This window comes from Pseudomonas sp. PWP3-1b2, from assembly GCF_049896045.1.
Taxonomy (GTDB): Bacteria; Pseudomonadota; Gammaproteobacteria; order Pseudomonadales; family Pseudomonadaceae; genus Aquipseudomonas; species Aquipseudomonas antarctica_B.
Genome location: NZ_JAFCTN010000014.1, coordinates 1 through 23,364, shown reverse-complemented (window position 1 = coordinate 23,364; position 23,364 = coordinate 1). Strand labels below are relative to the sequence as shown.

Here is a 23,364-nt window from a genome sequence, read left to right as displayed (position 1 = left end):
GATTAGGCGACGTCCTTCCTCACTCGAAACCACGCAGCATACAGGGCCGGTAGAAACAACAGTGTCAACGCCGTCGCCACAATCAAACCGCCCATGATCGCCACGGCCATCGGCCCGAAGAATACGCTGCGCGACAACGGGATCATCGCCAGTACAGCCGCCAGAGCCGTAAGAACAATCGGGCGGAAGCGTCGGACAGTGGCTTCGATAATCGCTTGCCATGGCGCCAGACCGGCCTTGATGTCCTGTTCGATCTGGTCCACCAGGATCACCGAGTTGCGCATGATCATCCCCGACAAGGCGATCGTCCCCAACATGGCCACAAAACCAAACGGCTGACGAAATATCAGCAGGAACAAGGTCACCCCGATCAAGCCCAGCGGGGCCGTCAGAAAGACCATCGCGGTGCGTGAGAAACTGCGCAGTTGCAGCATCAACAAGGTCAGTACCACCACGATAAACAGCGGCACACCCGCCTTCACCGAGTTTTGGCCACGGGCTGAGTCTTCCACGGTGCCGCCCACTTCGAGCAGGTAGCCATCCGGCAATTCGGCGCGCACACCGTCAAGGGTCGGCAGGATCTGTTGGACCAGCGTCGCCGGTTGTTCCTTACCGTAAATGTCGGCGCGGACGGTCACCGTCGGCAGACGATTGCGGTGCCAGATGACGCCCTCTTCAAAACCGTATTCGAGGGTGGCGATCTGCGACAGCGCTACGCTTTTGCCGTTGTCCGTCGGCACCGCCAGGCTTGGCAGCAGCGACAGTTCAGTGCGCTCATGCACAGTGCCGCGCAGGAGGATTTCGATCAATTCGTTGTCCTCCCGGTATTGGCTGACGGTGGAGCCGGTCAGGGAGCTTTGCAGAAACTTCGACAGGTTGGCGGTGCTCACGCCGAGGGCACGGGCGCGGTCCTGGTCGATGTTCAGGTAGACGATCTTGCTCGGTTCTTCCCAGTCCAGGTGCACGTTGACCACGTGGGTATTTTCGCGAACCTTGGCCGCCACTTTCCGAGCGAGGGCGCGGACTTCTTCGATGTGCTCGCCGGTCACACGGAACTGTACCGGGTAACCCACGGGCGGGCCGTTTTCCAGGCGCGTGACCCGCGAGCGCAGTTCAGGGAATTGTTCGTTCAGGGTTTCAATCAACCAGGTGCGCAGGCTTTCGCGCTCCTCGATGGTTTTGGCCAGTACAACGAATTGAGCAAAGCTGGTGGCCGGCAGTTGCTGGTCGAGGGGCAGGTAAAAACGCGGCGAGCCGGTGCCGACATAGGCCACATAGTTGTCGATGCCCGCGTGGTCCTTCAGCAAGGCTTCCAGGCGTTTGACCTGATCTGCGGTGTTGCTCAAAGAGGCACCTTCGGCCAGTTTCAGGTCGACCATCAGTTCCAGGCGACCGGACGCCGGGAAAAACTGTTGCGGCACAAAACGGAACAGCGCCACCGAGCCGATAAACAGCAGCAGGGTCAGCACGATCACGGTCTTGCGACGACGCACGCACCATTCGACCAAACGCCTCACGCGCTGGTAGAAGGGTGTGCCGTAGGGATCAGGCCCATCGGTGCCGTGTTTGGCTGCATGAATTTTCGCCAGGTCCGGCAGGAGCTTTTCCCCCAAATACGGCACGAACACCACTGCAGCGACCCACGAGGCCAGCAGCGCGATGGTCACCACCTGGAAGATCGAGCGGGTGTATTCGCCGGTGCTCGATTGCGCGGTGGCGATCGGCAGAAAACCCGCCGCCGTGATCAGCGTGCCGGTGAGCATCGGGAACGCCGTGCTGGTCCAGGCGAAACTCGCGGCCTTAAGCCGGTCGTAGCCCTGCTCCATTTTGATCGCCATCATCTCCACGGCGATAATCGCATCGTCCACCAGCAAACCCAACGCCAGAACCAGCGCGCCGAGGGAGATTTTGTGCAGGCCGATGCCCAGGTAATACATGGTGGCAAAGGTCATCGCCAGCACCAGCGGAATCGCCAGCGCCACCACCATGCCGGTGCGCACTCCAAGAGAGAAGAAACTCACCAGCAACACGATGGCCAGGGCTTCGGCGAGTACTTGCACGAATTCTCCGACGCTGGTTTTCACCGCTGCGGGTTGGTCCGACACCTTGCGCAGCTCCATGCCTGCCGGAAGGTTCTTTTGCAGGCGTGCGAATTCGCTTTCAAGCGCCTTGCCCAGCACCAGGATATCGCCGCCGTCACGCATGGCCACAGCCAGGCCGATGGCGTCCGCGCCCATGTAGCGCATGCGCGGTGCCGGTGGGTCGTTGAAGCCACGGTGGATGTCGGCGACGTCGCCAATGCGGAACGTGCGATCACCTACCCGGATCGGGAAATGACGGATTTCCTCGACGGTTTTGAAGTTACCCGATACACGCAATTGCACGCGCTCGGTGGGCGTCTCAAAAAAGCCTGCGGTGGAAACCGCGTTCTGTTCCTGCAAGGCCTGCTGCACCGCTGCCAACGGCAAGCCGAGGGTGGCGAGCTTGAGGTTGGACAGTTCGATCCAGACCTTCTCGTCCTGTAGGCCAAGTAACTCGACCTTGCCCACATCCGGCACGCGTTGCAGTTGAATCTGGATGCGGTCGGCGTAGTCCTTGAGCACGGCGTAGTCGAAACCGTCGCCGGTCAGGGCGTAGATATTGCCAAAAGTAGTGCCGAACTCATCGTTGAAATACGGCCCCTGGACGTCCGGCGGCAAGGTCTGGCGAATGTCGCTGATCTTCTTGCGCACTTGGTACCACAGGTCCGGAATCTGCGCCGAGTGCATCGAATCGCGGGCCATAAAGGTGACCTGGGATTCGCCAGGGCGCGAGAAGGAGACGATGCGCTCGTAGTCGCCGGTCTCCATCAGTTTTTTCTCGATACGCTCGGTGACCTGACGCGAGACTTCCTGCGCCGTGGCACCGGGCCAGTTGGTCTTGATCACCATGGCCTTGAAGGTGAACGGCGGGTCTTCGCTTTGTCCCAGCTTGGTGTAGGACAAGGTGCCAACCACTGCCAGCAGGATCATCAGGAACAGTACGATCTGGCGATTACGCAACGCCCATTCGGAAAGATTGAAACCCATGGGGACTACTCCTTGATCGCCGCCAGATTCACCACGCGGTTAGAGCGATCCACCGGGCGCACGCGCTGGCCCTCATGGAGCACGTGCACGCCCGCTGCGATCACCCAGTCGTCGGGGGTCAAACCTTCCAATACCGGCACGGTTTTTTCGCCAAACGCGCCGATTCGTACCGGGGTGCGTTTGAGGGTGTTGTCGGGTTGTACGCGCCAGACGTAGGACGCGCCGTTCTCCGCACTGAGGGCAGACAGCGGCACCGACAACGGGATCACGCCGTCAGCGTGTATGAACACCCTGGCGCTCTGGCCCAGTTCGGCCGGGACTTTGCCGCCGGTGAAGGCGACTCGGGCGGCGAAGGTGCGTGATTTCGGATCGGCTGCCGGTGACAGTTCACGAATACGCCCGGTGAAGCGCTGGTCTGGCTGGCTCCACAATTCGACCGACACCGGCTGGCCGATCTTGAAGCGGCCAAAGCCTTGCTCGGGCAGGCTGATCAGCACTTCACGCTCGCCATCAGTGGCCAGGGTGAATACGGTCTGCCCGGCCGACACCACTTGGCCAACCTCCACGGCCCGCTTGGCGACCACGCCGTCTTGGGGCGCACGCAGCACGGCGTAACCGGCCTGGTTACTGGACACGTCGAACTCGGCCTTGATCTGCTTGAGGCGTGCTTCACCGGATCGGTAGAGGTTTTCGGAATTGTCGTACTGCGAGCGGCTGACCATCTGACGGTCCATCAGGGTCTTGTAGCGGTCACGCTCGGCGCGCACCAGGCTCAGGTTGGCCTCGGCGGCGGCGACCTGGGCGCGGGTGGCTTCCAGTTGCAGGCGCACATCCTGTGGGTCGAGTTCTGCCAGCGGCTGATTGGCCTTGACTCGCTCGCCCTCCTCTACCAGACGTTTACTGACTTTGCCGCCAATGCGAAAAGCCAGGTCCGGTTCATAACGCGCACGCACCTCGCCAGGGTAACTGTCCATCGCCTGCACCGAAGGCTGCGGTTGCACCACCATGGCCGGACGGATCGTGGTGTTGGCCGCTTCTTCATGGCCGCAGGCGGCCAACAGGAAGATCAGGCTGACAGGCAACGCAAAAGGCAGGAAAGTGCTGCGCATGCTGAAGGACCTTTCGCTAATGGAGCTAGGAATTATTATACTGGCGGGTATGTTATTAATACCAAACTCACCAGTCCAGTATTAAAGGTGAAAATGTCCGACAATTCCGTAAACACCAATAGCCCCGGGCGCCCCAAGGACATGGCAAAACGCCAGGCTATCCTCGAAGCCGCGAAAACCCTGTTTCTGAGCAATGGCTACGCCAGCACCAGCATGGATGCCGTGGCGCTCGAGGCTGGCGTGTCGAAGCTGACCGTCTACAGCCACTTCACCGACAAAGAGACCTTGTTCACTGCCGCCGTAGTGGCCAAGTGCGAGGAGCAATTGCCGGTGATGTACTTCGAACTGCCCGTGGGCATGCCGGTGGAAACCGTGCTGCTGAACATCGCGCGCGGCTTTCATCGGCTGATCAACAGTGAGGAGTCGGTGAACCTGCATCGCCTGATGATGACCACCGGCAATCAGGACGTGAAACTCTCACAGATCTTCTTCGAAGCCGGGCCAATGCGCATGCTGCAGGGCATGGAGCGGTTGCTCAGCAAGATCGACGAGAGTGGCGCGCTGAGCATCGAAAAACCGTTTACGGCGGCCGAGCACTTCTTTTGCCTGCTCAAGGGCACGGCGAATTTTTGCTTGCTGTACGGCTGCGGCGGGCAGTTGAGCGAGGAAGCGGCTGAGGCGCATGTGCAAGAGGTGGTGGGGTTGTTTATGCGGGCTTATCGGCCCTGAAGCCTTGCTCTGCCTGAACTGACGCCATCGCAGGCAAGCCAGCTCCCACAGGGAATCGCGTTTCAATGTGGGAGCTGGCTTGCCTGCGATGAGGCCTTGAACAACCATGAGGGCTCAGGACTTCAACGCCTTCTTCGGGTAAATATCATACCGACTCGACTTCCCGTCCAACGCATGACTCGGCTTGGGCCCTTCAATGCAAGGCGCCTTACGCGGCCGCTTCACCACCACTCGATGACTGGCCAGTGCCAGAGCAGCCGCCAGTAATGCCGGTGCATCCGGATCATCACCTACCAGCGGCCGAAACAAGCGCATTTCCTTCTTCACCAGCGCAGTCTTCTCGCGGTGCGGAAACATCGGGTCGAGGTAGATCACCTGAGGCGGCTCCCCTTCCCAGCTCAGCATCACCTCAATGGAATTACCCTTGAGCAGCTTCATGCGCGCCACAATCGGCGCCACCTCAAAGTCATCCGCCCCGCGTGCCAGCCCATCTTCAAGCAGAGCGCCAATCAACGGCTGACGCTCAATCAAACTCATCTCACAGCCCAGGCTCGCCAGCACAAACGCGTCCTTACCGAGCCCCGCCGTAGCATCCAACACACGCGGGCGCACACCTTGAGCAACGCCAACAGCCTTGGCAATCATCTGCCCGCTGCCACCGCCGTATAACCGCCGATGGGCCGCACCACCCTCAACAAAATCCACCCGCACCGGCCCCGGCGCGTCAGGCCCCAGCTGTTGCAGCTGTAGGCCGTGTTCCCCGACTTGCAGGGAAAAGTCCGCCGCATCCAGCTGTAAAGGCAAGCCAAGCTGGTCAGCCCACTGCTCGGCGCGCGCCTGGAAACCGTCGGCCAAAGCCTCGACCCGAATGCGGCTGGCCGCTGGTTGTTCGCTCATCAATAGCTACGCTCAAAAATATTAAGGATCGGCAAATAACGGCCGATAAAAACAACAGTCAGGTATTTTGCCAGAGCTGAGCGTCGACCGAAAAAAATGTCAGACATTCTTCCCCTAACCATCGGTGTACTGCCGACCCACAACCACTACGGCCTGCGCAATACTCAAGCGCTGGCCGGGGTGAGTCATGTGTGGCAGGACTTCTTCGCCCGTGCGTTGGCCGAGCAGCTCGGCGGCACGCCAGAGGCGCTCGCCGCCAAGGCGCCGGCACCGGCGGACCCGGCGGTTGAGCCCAGCGAAGGCGCCGACCTGCTGTCGCAGATCCTCACTCAGCGTGAATGCGACGTCAAAGACACCGAGATCGCTCCGCCTGAACCGCTGTTCCTGCCCATTGCCGAACTCGAAACCGACTTGCTGCCACCGGCCGCTGCGCCCCTCCCGCCGGAAGAAATCGTCACCCAGCAGCGCCAGCAGAATTTCGAAAGCGGTTGGGTACGCCCGATCGTACTGACCGCAGGCCAGCCGCTGCCGGAGCCTGGCCCCGCGCCGGAACCCCGCCCATTGCACCTTCCGATTGCCGAATTTGAACTGGACCTGTTGCCACCGGCTGCCGTTCCATACCCGACTGAAGCGCTGGCTGCGCAGCAGAAAGCCCTGGACTTCGACTGCCACTGGGCGCGCCCGTTGATCATCAACAACCTGCGCCTGGCTGCCTGAGCCTCAGCGACACACGCCCCAGCGCCCCATGTCCAGATGGAAATGGTTGCGGTGAGCCGCGTTGTAGTCCGGGCTCAACACCACGTTGAAATCATCGCAGGCGCCATCACGGACTTGCCGCAAAAAGCGTGCGTTGGCACCCTCCCCTGGCCAATCCTTGAGCACGCTGATGCTGCGCCCATCCGCGAGCCGAAAGCCTGCGATATCCAGGGCGTTGGCCGACGCATGCTGGCTGAGTCGCCCCTCGGCGCGGTTATAGATATTGCGACAGGCAAAGCTGCCCAAGTGATCAACCCGCGTCACCGCTTGGCCAAACACCGCCTGTGCCGCCGGCTGAAGGCTGTGGCGCTCGAACAGGGCAAACGCTACGGCGAGTGGGCAACTGGCGAGAAAACTGCTGCTCAAGGCCACGTCCGCACCCTGTACGCGCAAAATATTGCTCAACGGGCAGGCCACATTGGCGGGCGTATCCGCTTGATGGCTGACGCGTAAACCGGAGGTTTTCAGCACTTGGTCGCACAGCGCCGGATCATCCTGCAAGCGGCTGAGCTTGAAGCGCGTCAGCAGGTTCGGGCTGGCGCGCACATCCAGCGGCGCCCAAGGGTTCCACTCAGCCGGCAGCGGTACCCAGCCGCGCCACACACCCACGGCGCCTGCTCCGGCCAGCAACAGCAGCACGCCCACTGCGTTGATAAAGCGCACGCCTCAGCCCTTGAAGAACGCGTTGGCCTGACTGAACGGCATCTTGCGGTCGGTGAAGCTGAACGTGCCCAACTCATACACCTCCTGCGCCGCGCGGTAGAACTCGCCATAGGCCGCCAAGGCCATGGCCGAGCCCACGCTGATGCGCCGCACGCCCATCTCACTCAATTGCGCCACGCTGAGGTTCAAACCGCCGGACATCAACACGTTCACAGGCTTTGGCGCGACCGCCTTGACCACCGCCAACACTTCTTCGGCGCTGCGCAGACCTGGCGCATACAGCACGTCAGCGCCCGCTTCGGCGTAGGCCTGCAGGCGGCGGATGGTGTCAGGCAAATCCAGGCGACCGTGCAGGAGGTTTTCCGCGCGGGCGGTCAGGGTGAAAGCGAACGGCAAGCTGCGCGCGGCGGCAACGGCGGCTTCCACGCGTTCGACGGACAGGTCAAAGGGATAGATCGGGTCGACGGCAATACCCGTGGCGTCTTCGATCGAGCCACCGACGATCCCGGTGGCCGCCGCGCGCAGTAGGGTCTGGGCGCAGCCTTCGGGGTGTCGCTGAAGCCATTTTCCAGGTCGGCCGCCACCGGCAGCGCGGTCGCTCGAACAATCGCAGACGCATTGCCCAAGGTGTCCTCCAGCGACAACGCCCCTTCCGCGTCCGGCCGCCCCAGGCTGAACGCAAAACCCGCACTGGTGGTGGCCAGCGCTTCAAACCCCAGGCTGGCGAGCATGACGGCGGAACCCGCGTCCCACGGGTTGGGCATCACGAACGCACGATCACGTTCATGCAGGGCCTTGAAGGTTTCGGCGCGAAGGGTTTGGGCATCCATGACTGACTCCTGGCGAAAAAAGGAGCCTTAGAGTAACCCCAGTTGCTCCGCTTCGGGTTCTCGATGCAGGGTCGGCAATGGCGGCAAGCCTGGCAGGCGCGCCATCAGCTTGTCATGAAAGCGCAGCGCCAGTTGTGCGGCGAGGCGGTTGTCCGAGGTGTGCAGGAACACATAAGGCGTGCGGCCTTCTTCGATCCAGCCGGCCACTTTTTCCACCCAGGGGATAAGGAACGGGTCATTGGCTTCCAGTTCGGGGTGACCAATGAAGCGCACTTGGGGAAACAGGGTCAACGCTGCAGGACGCGGCGGCACCTTGGGTTTTTTCGATTGAGCATGCAGCACCGCCGCCGACGTAGAGGTGCAACTGAACAACGGGCGCGAGTCCAGGCAAATCCGTTCGACACAACGGTCACGCAGCAGGCGATTGAGCGTGCGCTCGGCATCGCCTTTGGCAAAGAATTCCGGGTGGCGCACTTCCACCGCCATTGGGCGTTCAAGGCCATCAATAAAGCCTGCCAATTCGCCGAGGCGCTGCGGCGAAAACTTCGCCGACAGTTGCAGCCACAGGGGCGAAACGCGCTCCCCCAACGGGCTCATCAAGCCGATGAAACTCTCGGCAGCCGGCAACTGCTCGCGCAGGTCGCCGCCGTGGCTGATGTCGCCGGGGAATTTGGCGGTGAAGCGAAAATGGTCGGGCATGACTTCAGCCCAGCGCTGCACCGTGGCGGCCGAGGGTCGAGCATAAAACGTGGTGTTGCCTTCAACGGCGTTGAAGACGTGGGAATACAGGGCGAGGTAATCGCTGGAGCGTGCATCGGCCGGGTACAGGTACTCGCGCCAGGCGTTTTCACTCCAGGACGGGCAACCAATAAAGTAAGGCAGGCGCATCAGATATGGATGTCGAGACCCAGCACTTCCATATCCCATTCCACAAAGCCGGCGGTGGTCAGGTAGCTGGCCAGGGCGGTGGCAACGCTTTTGCTCATGGAGCGGGGGAAGATCATGTCTTGCTGGCGGGCAGGAAGACCGCTGATACGTGCTTGAGTAGAAGCTTGCGCATCGGAATGGACCTCGATGAAGTCCGGCGAATCCTCAACGGACTCGTCTACCGTGACGTTCGCCTTACGCGGCTTACGCTTGATAGGGTAGGACTGTGAGGAAAAGCCATCTATACGCATGGACACAAACTCGGTATCAGTAATGGCATTTTAGTGGCGCAATCCATAGTGCGCAAATGCTCTGGTGATAACTAGAACACATATTTTGAAAAAGGTTTAAGCGCGCGGGCAAATTCTGACGATTGGCGATTATTTGTGGCGAGCGGGCTTGCCCCGCGTTGGGTTGCGAAGCGGCCCTGAATCAGCTAATTATGTATACCTGACTTACCGCAGGCGTCTTTTTTGGGGCTGCTTCGCAGCCCAACGCGGGGCAAGCCCGCTCGCCACAGCAAGCCTGCCTGCCACAGCAAGACCGCTCGCCACAACAGGCGCGCTTGCGACACTTAGAGGCCGCGTTCGGCCTTGGTTTGCGCAACTTTGTCACGCAGGTACACGGGCGCAGCCTGATCGGCCGGGATGGCTTCGCCACGTTCGAAGGCGAATCGCGCCAGGGTCAGCAGGTCTTCGGCGTGTGGCAGCATGGCAGCGTCCTGGCCAGCGAGGTTCACACCGATGCGCTCGCCGTAGCCCCAGCCGGTGCCTGCGCCGAACCAGTCACCGCTGGCGTCCGCAGGCAGCACGGAAGACTCCGGAGGCTGCACGGCCTCCACGCCCACGAGGCGCATTTCGCCAGCGGTTTCGCGGTAGCAGCCCCAATAGACTTCATCCATGCGCGCATCAATCGCCGCCGCAACCTGCGCAGCGCCGTGCTCACGCAACGCGCGCTGTGCCAGCACCGCCAGGTTGGAGACCGGAAGCACCGGGCGCTCCAGCGCGAACGCCAACCCCTGCACCACGCCGATGGCGATGCGCACACCGGTAAACGCGCCGGGGCCACGGCCGAAGGCGATAGCATCCACGGCAGACAACGTAGTGCCTGCGTCTTCGAGCAATTGCTTGATCATCGGCAACAGCTTCTGCGCGTGCAGGCGCGGGATCACCTCGTAGTGGCTCGTGACCTTGCCATCGTGCAGCAGGGCAACGGAGCAAGCTTCAGTCGCGGTGTCCAGGGCCAGCAGGGTGCTCATCGGTGTGGGTGTCCAAGTCGAAAAAAAGTGCGCCAGTATAAACAACAACGGCCCGCAAGCGGGCCGTTGTGTACACCGCTGACTACTGAATCAGCTGAGTGCTTGCATTACTTTTGCGGTGATTGCTTCCACCGAGCCAACACCTGGGATGTGGCTGTACTTCGGCTTGCCATTGGCAGCGGACAGCTTCTGGTAGAAATCCACCAGTGGCTTGGTCTGCGAATGGTAGACCGACAAGCGATGACGCACGGTTTCTTCAGTGTCGTCTTTACGCTGCACCAGGTCTTCGCCGGTGACGTCGTCCTTGCCTTCCACTTTTGGCGGGTTGTAGACGGTGTGGTACACGCGGCCCGAGGCTTCGTGAACGCGACGGCCAGCGATACGCTGAACGATTTCTTCGTCTTCAACCGCGATTTCGACCACTGCGTCCAGCTCAACGCCCGCTTTCACCAGGGCTTCAGCCTGGGGAATGGTGCGAGGGAAGCCGTCGAACAGGAAACCGTTTTTGCAGTCGTCCTGGCTGATGCGCTCCTTGACCAGGTTGATGATCAGGTCATCGGAAACCAGGCCGCCGCTGTCCATCACGCTCTTGGCGATCAGGCCCAGCTCGGTGCCAGCCTTTACAGCCGCACGCAGCATGTCGCCGGTGGAGATTTGTGGAATGCCGAACTTTTCAGTGATGAACTTTGCCTGAGTACCTTTACCGGCCCCGGGAGCTCCCAGCAGAATGACGCGCATTGATGTGCTCCTCAATTTTTTATAGAGATGACGCTCGGATTCACCGCATGGGGGCAAATCTCGTAAATATGGGTCCAGGCCGATCAAACGGCCAAAGGCTGATCAAGATACACAGCAGGCCCAAACCACACAAGCCGCCGAAAGTCGCAGGAACCCATGCTGTGCCTGCCCATTGCCGGGGTGTCTCCAGGCGCAACCCGGCCATAAAAACAATGGCCGCCCATTTCAGGGCGGCCATCGCGGTTCAGCTGCAAGCCTTTGAGATTACGCAGAAAACCTTAACCAGTGTTGCGCAACCCTGCGGCAATACCGGCCACGGACACCAGCAGCGCCTGTTCCAGAGGGCTGTCCTGCGCCGCTTGCTGCTCACGCGAGCGCGCCAGCAATTCGGCCTGCAACAGGTGCAAGGGGTCGAGGTAGGTGTTACGCAGGCGGATGAACTCCAGGGTGTCCGGGCTGTGGGCCAGCAGTTGCGACTGGCCAGTCAGGCCAAGCACCACGCCGCATGCCTGCGACAATAGGTCGCGCAAGTGCGCACCCAACGGCAGCAAATCAGGCTGCACCAGGCGCTCGTCATAGAGGCGCGCGATATCCGCATCCGCCTTGGCCAGCACCATTTCCAGCATATCGATGCGCGTGCGGAAGAACGGCCACTGCTCGCGCATCTGCCCCAACAGCTCACCTTCGCCGCGTTCGAGCGCCTTGCTCAGTGCGGCTTCCCAACCCAGCCAGGCTGGCAGCATCAGGCGGGTTTGGGTCCAACCGAAGATCCACGGAATCGCGCGCAGGCTTTCAATACCGCCAGCACGCCGCTTGGCCGGGCGACTGCCCAGCGGCAACCGGCCCAACTCCTGCTCCGGTGTGGACTGGCGGAAATATTCCACGAACTGCGGATTTTCCCGCACCACGGCGCGGTAAGCGCTGACACCGTCTGCCGCCAATTCGTCCATCAAATGACGCCATGCCGGTTCGGGCGGCGGCGGTGGCAACAGTGTGGCTTCGAGCACGGCTGCCAGATAAAGGTTGAGGTTCTGCTCGGCGATGTCCGGCAGGCCGAATTTGAAACGAATCATCTCGCCTTGTTCAGTGGTGCGGAAACGCCCCGCCACCGAGCCTGGCGGCTGCGACAGAATGGCCGCGTGGGCCGGGCCGCCGCCACGGCCGACGGTGCCGCCGCGACCATGGAACAACAGCAGTTCCACTTGTTGTTCGCGGCAGATATCCACCAGACGTTCCTGGGCGCGGTACTGCGCCCAGGCCGCAGCGGTGGTGCCGGCGTCCTTGGCCGAGTCCGAGTAGCCGATCATCACTTCCTGCGGGCCCTGCAAGCGCGCGCGGTAGCCCGGCAGTTGCAGCAGGCGCTCCATTACCGGCCCTGCGTTGTCCAGGTCGGCCAGGGTTTCGAACAGTGGCACCACCCGCATCGGCCGCTGCACGCCCGACTCTTTAAGCAGCAGTTGCACCGCCAGCACATCGGACGCGGCGCCCGCCATGGAAATGACGTACGAGCCCAATGAGGCCTCAGGCGCAGCGGCGACTTCCTTGCAGGTGTTCAACACCTCGGCGGTGTCTGCCGACGGTTTGAAGTAACCGGGCAACAACGGTCGGCGGTTCGCCAGTTCCTGGGTCAGGAAGCTGATACGCGCCTCTTCGTCCCAGTCCTCATAACGACCAAGGCCCAGGTAATCGGTGATTTCGGTCATGGCCGCCGAGTGACGACTGGAATCCTGACGCACATCCAGGCGCACCAGGAACAGGCCAAACGTCACGGCGCGGCGCAGGCAATCGAGCAGCGGGCCGTCGGCGATCACGCCCATGCCGCATTCGTGTAGCGACTGGAAACACAGCTCCAGCGGGTCGAGCAGGTCGCGGTTGTCCTGCAACACCTCCGCCGGTGCCGGGGTGCTGGCGGTCAATGAAGCGTGGGCCCACTGGCGGGTGGCGCGCAGGCGTTCACGCAGTTGCTTGAGCAACGCGCGATAAGGCTCGACGCTGTCGCCGACCCTGGCTTGCAACGCCGGGCTCGCCTGTTGCATCGACAGCTCGGAGGCCAGGTGATCGATGTCGCGCAAATACAAATCTGCCGCCATCCAGCGCGCCAGCAACAGCACTTCGCGGGTGACCGGGGCGGTGACATTCGGGTTGCCGTCACGGTCGCCGCCCATCCACGAGGCAAAGCGAATCGGTGCTGCCTCAAGCGGCAAACGCAGGCCCGTCGCAGCATGCAGGGACTTGTCGGCCTTGCGCAGGTAATTGGGGATGGCGTGCCACAGCGAATGCTCGATCACCGCAAAGCCCCACTTGGCTTCGTCCACCGGAGTGGGCCGGATGCGGCGGATTTCTTCGGTGTGCCAGGCTTCGGCGATCAGCCGTTGCAGGCGCTCGCGGATTTGCTCGCGCTCGGCTGGGGTAAGGTCACGGTGATCCTGCAGCGCCAGTTGCGCGGCAATCGCATCGTATTTCTGGATCAGGGTACGGCGCGCCACTTCGGTGGGGTGGGCAGTGAGCACCAGTTCGATTTCCAGCCGCGCCAACTGCCGGGCCAGGGATTCATCGCTGTGACCTTCGCTTTGCAGGCGGGCCAGCAACTCCGGCAAGACGCGGGATTCAAACGGCGCCGGTTGCGACTCATCGCGCCGATGAATCAACTGGTACTGCTCGGCGATGTTAGCCAGGTTGAGAAACTGGTTGAAAGCCCGCGCCACCGGCAGCAGCTCGTCTTCCTGCAACTGATTCAGGCTCGCGCTCAGCTCATCGCCAGCGGCTTTCTCCGAGTCGGTTCCACGCCGGTCGGCCTTGGCGCCTTTGCGGATCTGCTCGATCTTGTCGAGAAAATCATCGCCGTACTGTTCTCGAATGGTGTTGCCCAACAGCTCACCCAGCAGGTGAACATCCTCACGCAAGCGTGCATCGATATCACTCATCAGCCAATCTCCAGCCAGAAATCCGGGACGCGCAGGGGGTTCAGAGTGCCGCCAGCTTCCATTTCTGACAAGACTTTAAACCTTGTGACTTACCGCTAGTCTCAATACTGAGTCGCCGCGTTTATGCACGCGAGCGGCTGGTCACTCATCATCGCCCGCAACCTGTGGGCTTAACTGAGGTTGCCATGAAAATTCGAGAGCTGGCCCAGCATTGGGAAGAAAATGCCAAGGGTCGCCTGACCCAAACCGAATACGCGATTCATCTGGATGTGGAGTCCGCCGCGCGACTGGCCGCCATCTCCGAGATGTACCCCAAGCGCACCACCGATGAGCTGCTCGGCGAGCTGATCGGCGCCGCGCTTGAAGAGCTTGAAGCGAGCTTTCCGTACGTTAAGGGCCAGCATGTGGTTGCGACGGATGAAGAAGGCGATCCGCTGTACGAAGACGTCGGCCCTACTCCGCGCTTTCTGACTTTATCGCGCCGCTATCTGCATGATTTGTCAGACAGTGCAGAGGATAAGAGCCGTTGATAAACACCCAAAAAGCCGATTCGACCCAAATATTCCGGGCCTCGCGGGGAATCGGCGTACCTTTTCGCACGGCAAAAGTTCCTCCGAAATTATGCTGACCATTCAGTCAGATATTTTTTTAGGCAATTCGCCATCTTCGCTGAACTTTTGAAAAAAGCCTCCGGTCACAGCAGGTAAGCCATCACATTGGAACGGCCGTTTGAATAGGCGTCATGTGCTTAACCGCCGGACCCGCAACCGCCCCCATCCAGATGGATTTTGATGTTTTTCAGGAGTTATCTAATGGAGTTGAAGACGATGAAGACCAGCACTGCCAAATCCTCGTTTAACCATCTGCGCGGGCTTAAGTTGGCCGCGCTGGCAATCGGCACCAGCTTTGTTTTGGCAGGCTGCGCCGGCAACCCGCCAACCGAACAGTACGCTGTAACCCAGTCTGCGGTGAACAGCGCAGTCAGCGCCGGCGGCACCGAGTACGCACCTGTAGAAATGAAGTCGGCTCAGGACAAGTTCAAAGAAGCCGAAATCGCCATGCACGACAAGAACTACGAAAAGGCCCGTCAGCTGTCTGAACAGGCCGAGTGGGATGCTCGCGTCGCTGAGCGCAAATCTCAGGCCGCCAAGGCTCAACAGGCGGTAAAAGATTCTCAGAAAGCCGTCGATGAGCTGCGCAAGGAAGGCATGCGCCCTGCTGTTATCCAACAGCAATAAGCCACTGCCTCTTGACTGCATCGCACCTGATAACGAATTGAAAGGACGACACGATTATGCGTAAACAAGTGATGATCCCTGCTTTGCTGGCGATGAGCGTTGCCCTGGCGGCCTGCTCCACCCCGCCTAACGCGAACCTGGAAAACGCACGGACCAACTACTCGGCCCTGCAAACCAACCCACAAGCCACCAAGCTTGCGGCCCTGGAAACCAAAGACGCCAGCGATTGGCTGGACAAGGCTGACAAGGCTTACCGCGACAAGGAAGACGAGAAGAAAGTCGACCAACTCGCTTACCTGACCAACCAGCGCGTTGAAGTGGCGAAAGACACCATCGTGTTGCGCGAGTCCGAAGCCAAGCTGAAAAACGCCGGTGACGAACGCGCCCGTGCACTGCTTGACGCCCGTGATGCGCAGATCAAGCAACTGCAAAACAGCCTGAACGCCAAGCAGACCGAGCGCGGCACGCTGGTAACGTTCGGTGACGTACTGTTCGCCACCAACAAGTCCGACCTGAAATCCACCGGCCTGGTTAACATCACCAAGCTGGCTCAGTTCCTGCGCGACAACCCGGACCGTAAAGTGATCGTCGAAGGCTACACCGACAGCACCGGTTCAGACTCTTACAACCAGAGCCTGTCCGAGCGTCGTGCGGCTTCCGTCCAACGTGCACTGGCTCAGCAAGGCGTGGATATCTCGCGCATCGTGACCCAGGGTTACGGCAAGGAATACCCGGTTGCCGATAACGGCAGCGTGTCGGGCCGTGCCATGAACCGTCGCGTTGAAGTGACCATCTCCAACGACAACCAGCCGGTTAAGCCACGTTCGTCGATGGCCAACTGATTGATTGACGCTGGATAAAAAAACCCCACCTTCATGGTGGGGTTTTTTATTGCCGGTCAGACGTTGATTTGGCGACCGTTATCATTGCCCGGCATCATGGCCTCCAGGCCTTGGCGACCCGCGGCGAGTTGTTCAAGCTCCTCGGGGCTCTTCTGACTGTCCGAAGAATCAGAGCCTGAGGCACCGGCGCCTTGAGCACCAGCGACTGACAACATTTCCATCAGTCTCTTGATCAGGTCGGGTTCCTGTTTTTCCTGCTGCTCAACTTCCTGAGCGCCACCCTGATCCAGTTCGCTTTGGCCCCTGGCCATGCCCAACATCTTGCCAATTGCAGCAATATCCATGATCCCGCTCCCAGATTCGCACTACGTAAGTTGGCTATCAGCAACGCTGACAACCCAGTCAGTGGCTTCTTACGGGATACGGTTCCAGATATTTCCAACCCGAAGGTTATTGCTGCAATTGCGGTGTTTCCTGGCCCATGCAACGCACGGCCTGCTTGCGACTATTGACCAGCACACCACTCAAGCCTTTTTGCTCGGTGTCGAACATCACCAGCACGCCGTCGACGCATTGCGCCACTTGCGCGGCCGGGGTCAGGGAGACCTTGTAATCCTCGCCCGGCACGGTCTTGAGCATGGTGAACTCGCTGAGCAGCAACGCGTCTTCAGGCTTGGCAAAATGCAGGTAACCGTAGAACCACAGGCAACCTACCGTGCCGATAATGGTACCGATGCCAGTGAGGATCAGCGGGATCATGTTGCGTTCTTCGCTCATTGCGGGCTCTCTGATGAATCAACTTTTGGAGTCGGATAATTCGGAATTTCGCCCAGGCGGCGCAGGCCGTTGAAGTGCTGCGGATCGTCCAGATAGCGCAGCATGACGGTCTGCCAGGTTTTGTCGGCGAACGTCTGTACATGCCCGCCACGGGTCAGTTGCAGCACCCTCGGCGGCGGCGCGGCCTGGTATAGGCGGATGCCATTGGCCAGCGGCACGATCGGGTCATCCAGGCTGTGGAACAACAATTTGGGCACACCGGTCAGCCGGGGCATGGCGTTAATCGCGCTGTCGCCATCGGGCACCAGCCACGACAGGGGCACCTGAAACGGCCATGTTAACCAGGAGGTGCTGAGGGCGAATTGTCCTACGTCACGATAACTGGCGGGCACGCCGTCCAGCACCAGCGCCTTGAGCTGGGTTTGGCGCTCGGGATGGGCCGCCAGGTAATGCACCGCCAATGCGCCACCCAGGCTTTGGCCGAGCACGATCAAAGGCTGATGCTGAGTTTCCGGGGCTTTATCGAGCCAGCTGAAGGCGGCGTCGATGTCCTGATAGACCGCCGGCAACGACGGCTTGCCCTCCGACAACCCGTAGCCGCGATAGTCCAGCAGCAGCACTTGGTAGCCCTGCTCCGGCAACCACCAACTGCCGCCGAGGTGCCAGGCGAGGTTGCCGCCATTGCCGTGCAGGTGCAGCACCGTGCCCTTGAGCGGCACGCCGGGCTTGGCCGGCAGCCACCAGGCGTGCAGTTTTACGCCGTCGGCGGTGGTGAGGGTGACGTCGCGATACGCCAGGTGAGCTTTTTGCGGCGTGAACGGCAGGCCGGGCTCGGGGTAGAACAGCAGAGAGCTGCAACCGTTCAATGTGAGTAGCAGGCAAAGAATGCCGAGGATTCTCATCCGTTGAAGCCTCGCTGTTTTTCAGAGTGACAGAGATTCCAATGTGGGAGCTGGCTCGCCTGCGATGGCGGTGTATCAGTCACAGATGTATCAACTGATAGTGAGCTATCGCAGGCAAGCCAGCTCCCACATTCTGAACCCGGTTTCTTCAGAGGATATTCGAGTAATCCGCTTCGATCCGGTCCAGGCTCAGGTGATTAAGGAAGTTGGAAAAGCACATCCATGCCGCCAGCGCGTTCATGTCGCGGAACTGCTCCGGCAAATATTTGGGCGGCACCACCAAACCTTCGTCGACCAATTGGCGCAGGGTACGCATATCTTCCAGCGTGGTCTTGCCGCAAAACAGCAGCGGCACCTGTTCCAGCTTGCCCTTGCGCACGGCGAGCTGGATGTAGTTGTAGACCATGATAAAGCCCTTGAGGTAGGACAAATCCTTGGTAAATGGCAGACCGTTCGGCACTGAGCCACGGAATACGCGACTGGCGTTGCCGTAGCTTTCAGCCATTTCAAAACCTTGCTCGCGGAAAAACTCGAACACCTGCAGGAAGTCGGCGCCCTCTTCCACCATATGGATGGCGCGGGTGCGGTTGGTCAGTTTGCGCAGGCGGCTCGGGTAGGAAGCGAAGGTGATGATCTCCATGAGAATCGCCAGGCCTTCCTGAGTCACGGTGGACGACGGCGGGCCCTTGGACAAGAACGTACAGATCGGCTGGTTCTGGCCGTTGAGCGTGGTGCCGACGTGCACCAGGCCCTCATGCACTTCGAGGGCGCGCACGTCACGGTCGTTGAACATCGCGTCGGCGCGGATCTTGATGTAGTCGGCGCCCGCCGCGGCGTCGGCAACAATGCCATCGGACTCAAACACGCGGATGGTTTCTTCAGCCTCGCCAAACACCTTGTTCAAACGGGTTTGCAGCAACGCGACGGCATCTTTGGCGGTGAGGGTCTTGGGTTCGTCTTTGAGGTCGCCACGGCCGTCGATGTTATTCAAGTAGTCGGAAAGCATCAGCCCCAAGTCGGCCAGGGTCGGGTCGCCGGCGTGAAACGCATCGGAAGCAGCGCCGTACAGCTCTTGCGAGATCAGGCCAAAGTCCTCGGTGCCGCGCGCTTCGAGCATGCGCACCACCATGCGGTATTCCCGGCACATGCGGCGCATGATCTGCCCCACCGGGCTGAACTGGCCGAGGCGGCGGGTGATGTCACGCTCGATGTTCTGGAACTCCAGTTTCACCGCGCTGGAGTCGAATGACAAAGGCCGGTTGAGGTAGTAATCGCGGCTCACGGCAGGCATTTCCTTGCCCTTGGCCTTGAGGAAACCCTGACGAATATTCTCGTCCCACTTCACGGCGTCGAGGACGCGAATCGGTGTTTGCGCCAGCACAATGCGATCGGACAAAGTGCGTATCGTCTGCTGGTAATCGTCCACCCGGTGTTTCCTCTTTAAACGTTATTGGCCCGTACGCTTGTAGCGCACGGCTTCAACGAACACATCGGCATTGGCCGGATCATCCAGGTAGGCAAACACCTGGCTCATGGGGCTATCGACCAGTACGCCGTCGCCTTCGACGGTTTCCAAGGTACTGCCGTGCAATGACTGTTGGCCTATGGCTTGCTGTATCTGTTCCAGGTCCAGGTTGTAGACCACCAATTCGCGTTTTTCGTCGAATTCAAAACCGGCCAGGATGAAATGCCCACCCAGTTTGGCCGGCAACGGCGCCGACAGATACCAGCGGCCGCCATGGTGCGACACGGTAAACAGGTACTCGTCACGCTGGCCCGGTTTGGCCTTAGGGTAGCTCACGGCTTTGTAGCGGTGCTCACCGGCGCGGGTAATCTGCAGGTTGAGCGGTTCGCCCCAGGCGTTTTTGCTCGACCAGCGGCCGATCAAGGCGTCGGGCGCAGCTTGGCTGGCTGGCAATGGGTCTTTAAATGTCACCAGACAACCGCTGAGCAACAGGAATGACAAGGTGATTACAAACACACGCCAGGTTTTCATCCAATACCCCATAGCTGTGGGAGCTGGCTTGCCTGCGATACAGGCACCTCGGTACTTCTGGCAGACAGAGGTGATGCTATCGCAGGCAAGCCAGGTCCCACCTAAAGCAGAGTGCGCACAGGGCTAGACCGAGGCCAGTACCAAATGCATGTAGCGCTTGAGGATCTCAAGCATGTCTTCCCCGGTCAGAGGCTCTGGGCCGCCAAGCAGGCCCTGATATTCCATCCGACCGATAATCGCCGTCAACACTTTGGCATCCTGTTGTGGCTCGCGGGAACCCAGCATCTGGAAAAATTGCCCGGTGCCTTGCAGCAGGATCTGTTGATGGGACCGTACCAGTTCGGCCAGGCGCGGGTTCAGCAACGCCTCCTGACGGAAGGCCTGCTCGGCCATCAGGTGCTCGCGGCGGTTGATCAGTTGGCGCTGCACGTAGTCAGCGGTCAGCCGTGCGATGTCATCGGCCAACTGTGAGCGCGACTGCGGGCTGCCATCGCCGTAGGCAACCATCTCGCGCAGCAGGCCCTCGTTGCGCACCCACAACTTGCCCATAAAGGCAGCGCTGCGTTCGACGTATTGGGCGAAGGTATCGGTGAGCAGATCATCGATGTCCTTGAAATAGTAGGTGGTGGCCGACAACGGCACCCCGGCCTCCGCCGCCACTGCGCGATGGCGCACGGCCCGCACGCCATCACGCACCACGATGCGCATGGCCGCATCGAGAATTTCTTGCCGGCGCTGTTCGCTGCCCCGGCGACTGGCCTTGCGGCCCTGGTACTGGACACTTTCAGCCACGGCTGCAGCAATGCCGGCGGCGCCTTCTTGAGCCATTACGCGGTTCAAACGGACCTTCCTATACACCGATGAATGATCGCTCCCACGCTCCGCGTGGGAATACCGCTTTGGACGCTCCGCGCCCGTTGGTGACGCAGAGCGTCACGAGATGCATGCCCACGCAGAGCGTGGGAACGATCACGCCTGACGGCTGAATACGCCACACAAAAAAGCCGCCTTATAAAAGGCGGCTTCGGATTTCGCTACGCTTACGCTTGTGGCCGCATGTGCGGGAACAAGATCACATCCCGAATCGACGGCGAGTTGGTCAACAACATCACCAGGCGGTCGATGCCGATACCTTCACCGGCCGTCGGCGGCATGCCGTACTCCAGCGCGCGAACGAAGTCAGCGTCGTAGTGCATGGCTTCGTCGTCGCCGGCGTCCTTGTCGGCCACCTGAGCCATGAAGCGTTCGGCCTGGTCTTCCGCGTCGTTCAACTCAGAGTAGGCGTTGGCGATTTCACGGCCGCCGATGAACAGCTCGAAACGGTCGGTGACGTTCGGGTTGTCATCGTTGCGACGGGCCAGTGGCGACACTTCGAACGGGTACTGGGTAATAAAGTGCGGCTGTTCCAGCTTGTGCTCGACCAGCTCTTCGAAAATCATCACCTGCAGTTTGCCCAGGCCTTCAAAGCCCAGCACCTTGGCGCCGGCTTTCTTGGCGATGGCGCGGGCCTTGTCGATGTCGTTCAGGTCGTCGGCAGTCAGCTCAGGGTTGTACTTGAGGATCGAGTCGAACACCGACAGACGCACAAACGGCTCGCCGAAGTGGAACACCTTGTCGCCGTACGGCACGTCGGTGCTGCCCAGCACCAGCTGCGCCAGCTCGCGGAACAGTTCTTCGGTGAGGTCCATGTTGTCTTCGTAGTCGGCGTACGCCTGGTAGAACTCCAACATGGTGAATTCAGGGTTGTGACGCGTCGAAACGCCTTCGTTACGGAAGTTGCGGTTGATCTCGAACACTTTCTCAAAGCCGCCGACAACAAGGCGCTTGAGGTACAGCTCCGGCGCAATGCGCAGGAACATTTCCAGATCCAGCGCATTGTGGTGGGTTTCGAACGGCTTGGCTGCAGCACCACCGGGGATGGTTTGCAGCATCGGCGTTTCCACTTCCAGGAAGTCACGCTTCATCAGGAAGCTGCGAATGTGCGCGATGACTTGCGAACGCACGCGGAAGGTCTGACGCACGTCTTCGTTGACGATCAGGTCAACGTAGCGCTGGCGGTAGCGCTGCTCGGTGTCGGTCAGGCCGTGATGCTTGTCCGGCAGCGGGCGCAGGGATTTGGTCAGCAGGCGCACGCTGGTCATTTCCACGTACAGATCGCCCTTGCCGGAACGGGCCAGGGTGCCTTCGGCAGCGATGATGTCGCCCATGTCCCAGGTTTTCACCGAGGCCAGGGTTTCTTCAGGCAAGGTTTTGCGGTTGACGTAGACCTGGATGCGACCGGTCATGTCCTGGATCACCATGAACGAGCCACGGTTGAGCATGATGCGACCTGCCACCTTGACCGGGATCGCCGCGTCTGCCAGCTCTTCCTTGGTCTTGTCCGCGTATTGCTTCTGCAAGGCATCGCAGTAGTTTTCGCGGCGGAAGTCGTTGGGGAAGGCATTGCCCTTGGCGCGCTCAGCGGCCAGCTTTTCCTTGCGCAGGGCGATCAGGGAGTTTTCTTCCTGTTGCAGGGCTTGCGGGTCGAGTTGTTGGTCGCTCATGTCTTTTGAAATTCCATCACAGGTTCGTTGCCCCCAGGCCTGCGGCCTGGGAATCGCCGGCGTACCGGCTCCTACAGAGGGTTACAGGCCTGATTTCAGGCTGGCTTCCAGGTATTCGTCGATGTCGCCGTCGAGCACCTTGTCGCAGTCGCTGCGTTCGATGTTAGTGCGCAGATCCTTGATCCGCGACGCATCAAGCACATAAGAACGGATCTGGTGGCCCCAGCCGATATCCGACTTGGTGTCTTCCAGCGCCTGGGAAGCGGCGTTGCGCTTCTGCATTTCCTGCTCGTACAACTTGGCCCGCAGCATTTTCATGGCGGTGTCCTTGTTCGCGTGCTGGGAACGCTCGTTCTGGCAACTCACCACGGTGTTGGTCGGTACGTGAGTAATACGTACGGCCGAGTCGGTGGTGTTTACGTGCTGACCACCGGCACCGGAAGAGCGGTAGGTGTCGATGCGCAGGTCCGCCGGGTTGATCTCGATTTCCACTTTGTCGTCGATCTCTGGCGAGACGAACACCGCGCTGAACGAGGTGTGACGACGGTTGCCGGAGTCGAACGGGCTTTTGCGCACCAGGCGGTGTACGCCGATTTCGGTACGCAGCCAGCCAAAGGCGTATTCACCCTTGATGTGCACGGTCGCGCCTTTGATACCGGCGACTTCACCGGCCGACAATTCCATGATGGTCGCGTCGAAACCGCGCTTGTCGGCCCAGCGCAGGTACATGCGCAGCAAAATGTTGGCCCAGTCCTGGGCTTCGGTGCCACCGGAACCGGCCTGGATGTCCAGGTAGGCGTTGTTCGGGTCCATTTCATGGCTGAACATGCGGCGGAATTCGAGTTTGGCGAGGTTTTCCTCGAGACGGGCCAGCTCGGCGACGACATCGCCCACTGCGCCTTCGTCGTCTTCTTCAACGGCCATGTCCAGCAGGTCGCGGCAATCGCCCAGACCGGTGTTCAGTTCGTCGAGGGTGTCGACGATCTGCGCCAGCGCAGCGCGCTCGCGGCCCAGCTCCTGGGCGTATTCAGGTTTGTTCCAGACAGCCGGATCTTCAAGCTCGCGATTGACTTCGGTCAGACGCTCATGCTTTTGATCGTAGTCAAAGATACCCCCGAATAGTTTCGGAGCGCTCGGACAGGTCCTTGATGGTGTTAAGGATCGGGT

22 protein-coding genes and 1 pseudogene are annotated in these 23,364 nt (G+C 60.5%); 5 read left to right on the top strand and 18 right to left on the bottom strand.

Annotated features, from left to right (window positions below; genetic code table 11):
* Positions 1-2 precede the first annotated feature (2 nt).
* A complete protein-coding gene (locus ACP7A2_RS11600) occupies positions 3-3,068 on the bottom strand; it encodes an efflux RND transporter permease subunit (protein ID WP_426134314.1) in 3,066 nt (1,021 codons plus the stop codon).
* Positions 3,069-3,073: 5 nt separating this feature from the next.
* Positions 3,074-4,177: an efflux RND transporter periplasmic adaptor subunit gene (locus ACP7A2_RS11595; RefSeq protein WP_426134313.1), complete on the bottom strand. Its 1,104-nt coding sequence runs from the start codon at positions 4,175-4,177 to the stop codon at positions 3,074-3,076.
* 93 nt (positions 4,178-4,270) lie between these two features.
* Here ACP7A2_RS11595 and ACP7A2_RS11590 point away from each other — a divergent pair, with 93 nt between their 5' ends.
* Positions 4,271-4,906, top strand: coding sequence for a TetR/AcrR family transcriptional regulator (locus ACP7A2_RS11590; protein WP_426134312.1), 636 nt, complete (start codon positions 4,271-4,273; stop codon positions 4,904-4,906).
* A 114-nt stretch (positions 4,907-5,020) separates the two neighbouring features.
* On the opposite strand, the gene ACP7A2_RS11585 is transcribed toward ACP7A2_RS11590, so the two are convergent.
* A complete protein-coding gene (locus ACP7A2_RS11585) occupies positions 5,021-5,803 on the bottom strand; it encodes a class I SAM-dependent methyltransferase (protein ID WP_426134311.1) in 783 nt (260 codons plus the stop codon).
* A gap of 96 nt (positions 5,804-5,899) precedes the next feature.
* Here ACP7A2_RS11585 and ACP7A2_RS11580 point away from each other — a divergent pair, with 96 nt between their 5' ends.
* Complete coding sequence (locus tag ACP7A2_RS11580) at positions 5,900-6,520, top strand: energy transducer TonB (RefSeq protein WP_426134310.1); 621 nt, start codon at positions 5,900-5,902, stop codon at positions 6,518-6,520.
* Between the two features lie 3 nt (positions 6,521-6,523).
* Here ACP7A2_RS11580 and ACP7A2_RS11575 read toward each other — a convergent pair whose 3' ends face one another.
* From ACP7A2_RS11575 to ppc, 7 genes and pseudogenes are all read right to left on the bottom strand, one after another.
* Positions 6,524-7,222 (bottom strand): extensin family protein, encoded by a 699-nt coding sequence (locus ACP7A2_RS11575; protein WP_348058360.1) that lies wholly within the window; start codon positions 7,220-7,222, stop codon positions 6,524-6,526.
* A 3-nt stretch (positions 7,223-7,225) separates the two neighbouring features.
* A pseudogene (locus tag ACP7A2_RS11570) lies at positions 7,226-8,052 on the bottom strand (isocitrate lyase/PEP mutase family protein).
* A gap of 27 nt (positions 8,053-8,079) precedes the next feature.
* Positions 8,080-8,940 carry a DUF72 domain-containing protein gene (locus tag ACP7A2_RS11565; RefSeq protein WP_426134309.1) on the bottom strand — a complete coding sequence of 287 codons (861 nt, stop codon included), beginning with the start codon at positions 8,938-8,940 and terminating at the stop codon, positions 8,080-8,082.
* Complete coding sequence (locus tag ACP7A2_RS11560) at positions 8,940-9,230, bottom strand: hypothetical protein (protein ID WP_426134381.1); 291 nt, start codon at positions 9,228-9,230, stop codon at positions 8,940-8,942. Before ACP7A2_RS11560 ends, ACP7A2_RS11565 begins: the two co-directional genes overlap by 1 nt.
* A 323-nt stretch (positions 9,231-9,553) precedes the next feature.
* A complete protein-coding gene (tsaB, locus tag ACP7A2_RS11555) occupies positions 9,554-10,237 on the bottom strand; it encodes a tRNA (adenosine(37)-N6)-threonylcarbamoyltransferase complex dimerization subunit type 1 TsaB (RefSeq protein ID WP_426134308.1) in 684 nt (227 codons plus the stop codon).
* 90 nt (positions 10,238-10,327) lie between these two features.
* Positions 10,328-10,975, bottom strand: coding sequence for an adenylate kinase (gene adk / locus ACP7A2_RS11550; RefSeq protein WP_426134307.1), 648 nt, complete (start codon positions 10,973-10,975; stop codon positions 10,328-10,330).
* Between the two features lie 278 nt (positions 10,976-11,253).
* Positions 11,254-13,899: a phosphoenolpyruvate carboxylase gene (gene ppc, locus ACP7A2_RS11545; RefSeq protein ID WP_426134306.1), complete on the bottom strand. Its 2,646-nt coding sequence runs from the start codon at positions 13,897-13,899 to the stop codon at positions 11,254-11,256.
* A gap of 185 nt (positions 13,900-14,084) precedes the next feature.
* Between ppc and ACP7A2_RS11540 the strand changes: the two genes are divergently transcribed.
* The 3 genes from ACP7A2_RS11540 to ACP7A2_RS11530 all read left to right on the top strand — a co-directional run bounded on the left by ACP7A2_RS11540 (position 14,085) and on the right by ACP7A2_RS11530 (position 15,979).
* Positions 14,085-14,429, top strand: a complete 345-nt coding sequence (locus ACP7A2_RS11540) for a pilin assembly protein (RefSeq protein ID WP_426134305.1) — start codon at positions 14,085-14,087, stop codon at positions 14,427-14,429.
* Between the two features lie 282 nt (positions 14,430-14,711).
* On the top strand, positions 14,712-15,137 hold the full coding sequence (locus tag ACP7A2_RS11535; RefSeq protein WP_348058348.1) for a DUF4398 domain-containing protein: 426 nt from the start codon (positions 14,712-14,714) through the stop codon (positions 15,135-15,137).
* A gap of 56 nt (positions 15,138-15,193) precedes the next feature.
* Entirely contained in the window at positions 15,194-15,979 is a 786-nt protein-coding gene (locus tag ACP7A2_RS11530) for an OmpA family protein (protein ID WP_426134304.1), read from the top strand.
* Between the two features lie 56 nt (positions 15,980-16,035).
* Here ACP7A2_RS11530 and ACP7A2_RS11525 read toward each other — a convergent pair whose 3' ends face one another.
* The 8 genes from ACP7A2_RS11525 to prfB form a co-directional block, all read right to left on the bottom strand.
* The gene (locus ACP7A2_RS11525) at positions 16,036-16,323 is read right to left on the bottom strand and encodes a hypothetical protein (protein ID WP_426134303.1); all 288 of its coding nucleotides are present in this window, start codon (positions 16,321-16,323) and stop codon (positions 16,036-16,038) included.
* Positions 16,324-16,429: 106 nt separating this feature from the next.
* Entirely contained in the window at positions 16,430-16,756 is a 327-nt protein-coding gene (locus ACP7A2_RS11520) for a hypothetical protein (protein ID WP_426134302.1), read from the bottom strand.
* Complete coding sequence (locus ACP7A2_RS11515) at positions 16,753-17,658, bottom strand: alpha/beta hydrolase (protein ID WP_348058341.1); 906 nt, start codon at positions 17,656-17,658, stop codon at positions 16,753-16,755. The genes ACP7A2_RS11520 and ACP7A2_RS11515 overlap by 4 nt, the downstream gene beginning before the upstream one ends.
* Before the next feature lie 148 nt (positions 17,659-17,806).
* Positions 17,807-19,084, bottom strand: coding sequence for a flavohemoglobin expression-modulating QEGLA motif protein (locus ACP7A2_RS11510; RefSeq protein ID WP_426134301.1), 1,278 nt, complete (start codon positions 19,082-19,084; stop codon positions 17,807-17,809).
* A gap of 21 nt (positions 19,085-19,105) precedes the next feature.
* Positions 19,106-19,654 carry a hypothetical protein gene (locus tag ACP7A2_RS11505; RefSeq protein ID WP_426134300.1) on the bottom strand — a complete coding sequence of 183 codons (549 nt, stop codon included), beginning with the start codon at positions 19,652-19,654 and terminating at the stop codon, positions 19,106-19,108.
* Positions 19,655-19,777: 123 nt separating this feature from the next.
* A complete protein-coding gene (locus ACP7A2_RS11500) occupies positions 19,778-20,494 on the bottom strand; it encodes a TetR/AcrR family transcriptional regulator (protein WP_348058335.1) in 717 nt (238 codons plus the stop codon).
* Between the two features lie 200 nt (positions 20,495-20,694).
* Complete coding sequence (lysS, locus tag ACP7A2_RS11495) at positions 20,695-22,197, bottom strand: lysine--tRNA ligase (RefSeq protein WP_426134299.1); 1,503 nt, start codon at positions 22,195-22,197, stop codon at positions 20,695-20,697.
* Between the two features lie 81 nt (positions 22,198-22,278).
* Positions 22,279-23,364 (bottom strand): peptide chain release factor 2 gene (gene prfB / locus ACP7A2_RS11490; RefSeq protein ID WP_426134298.1). Its coding sequence is split into 2 segments (ribosomal slippage), with 1,085 coding nucleotides annotated over them: positions 22,279-23,301 and positions 23,303-23,364; the frame shifts between segments, so codons are not numbered across the junction. This gene is flagged as partial in the annotation.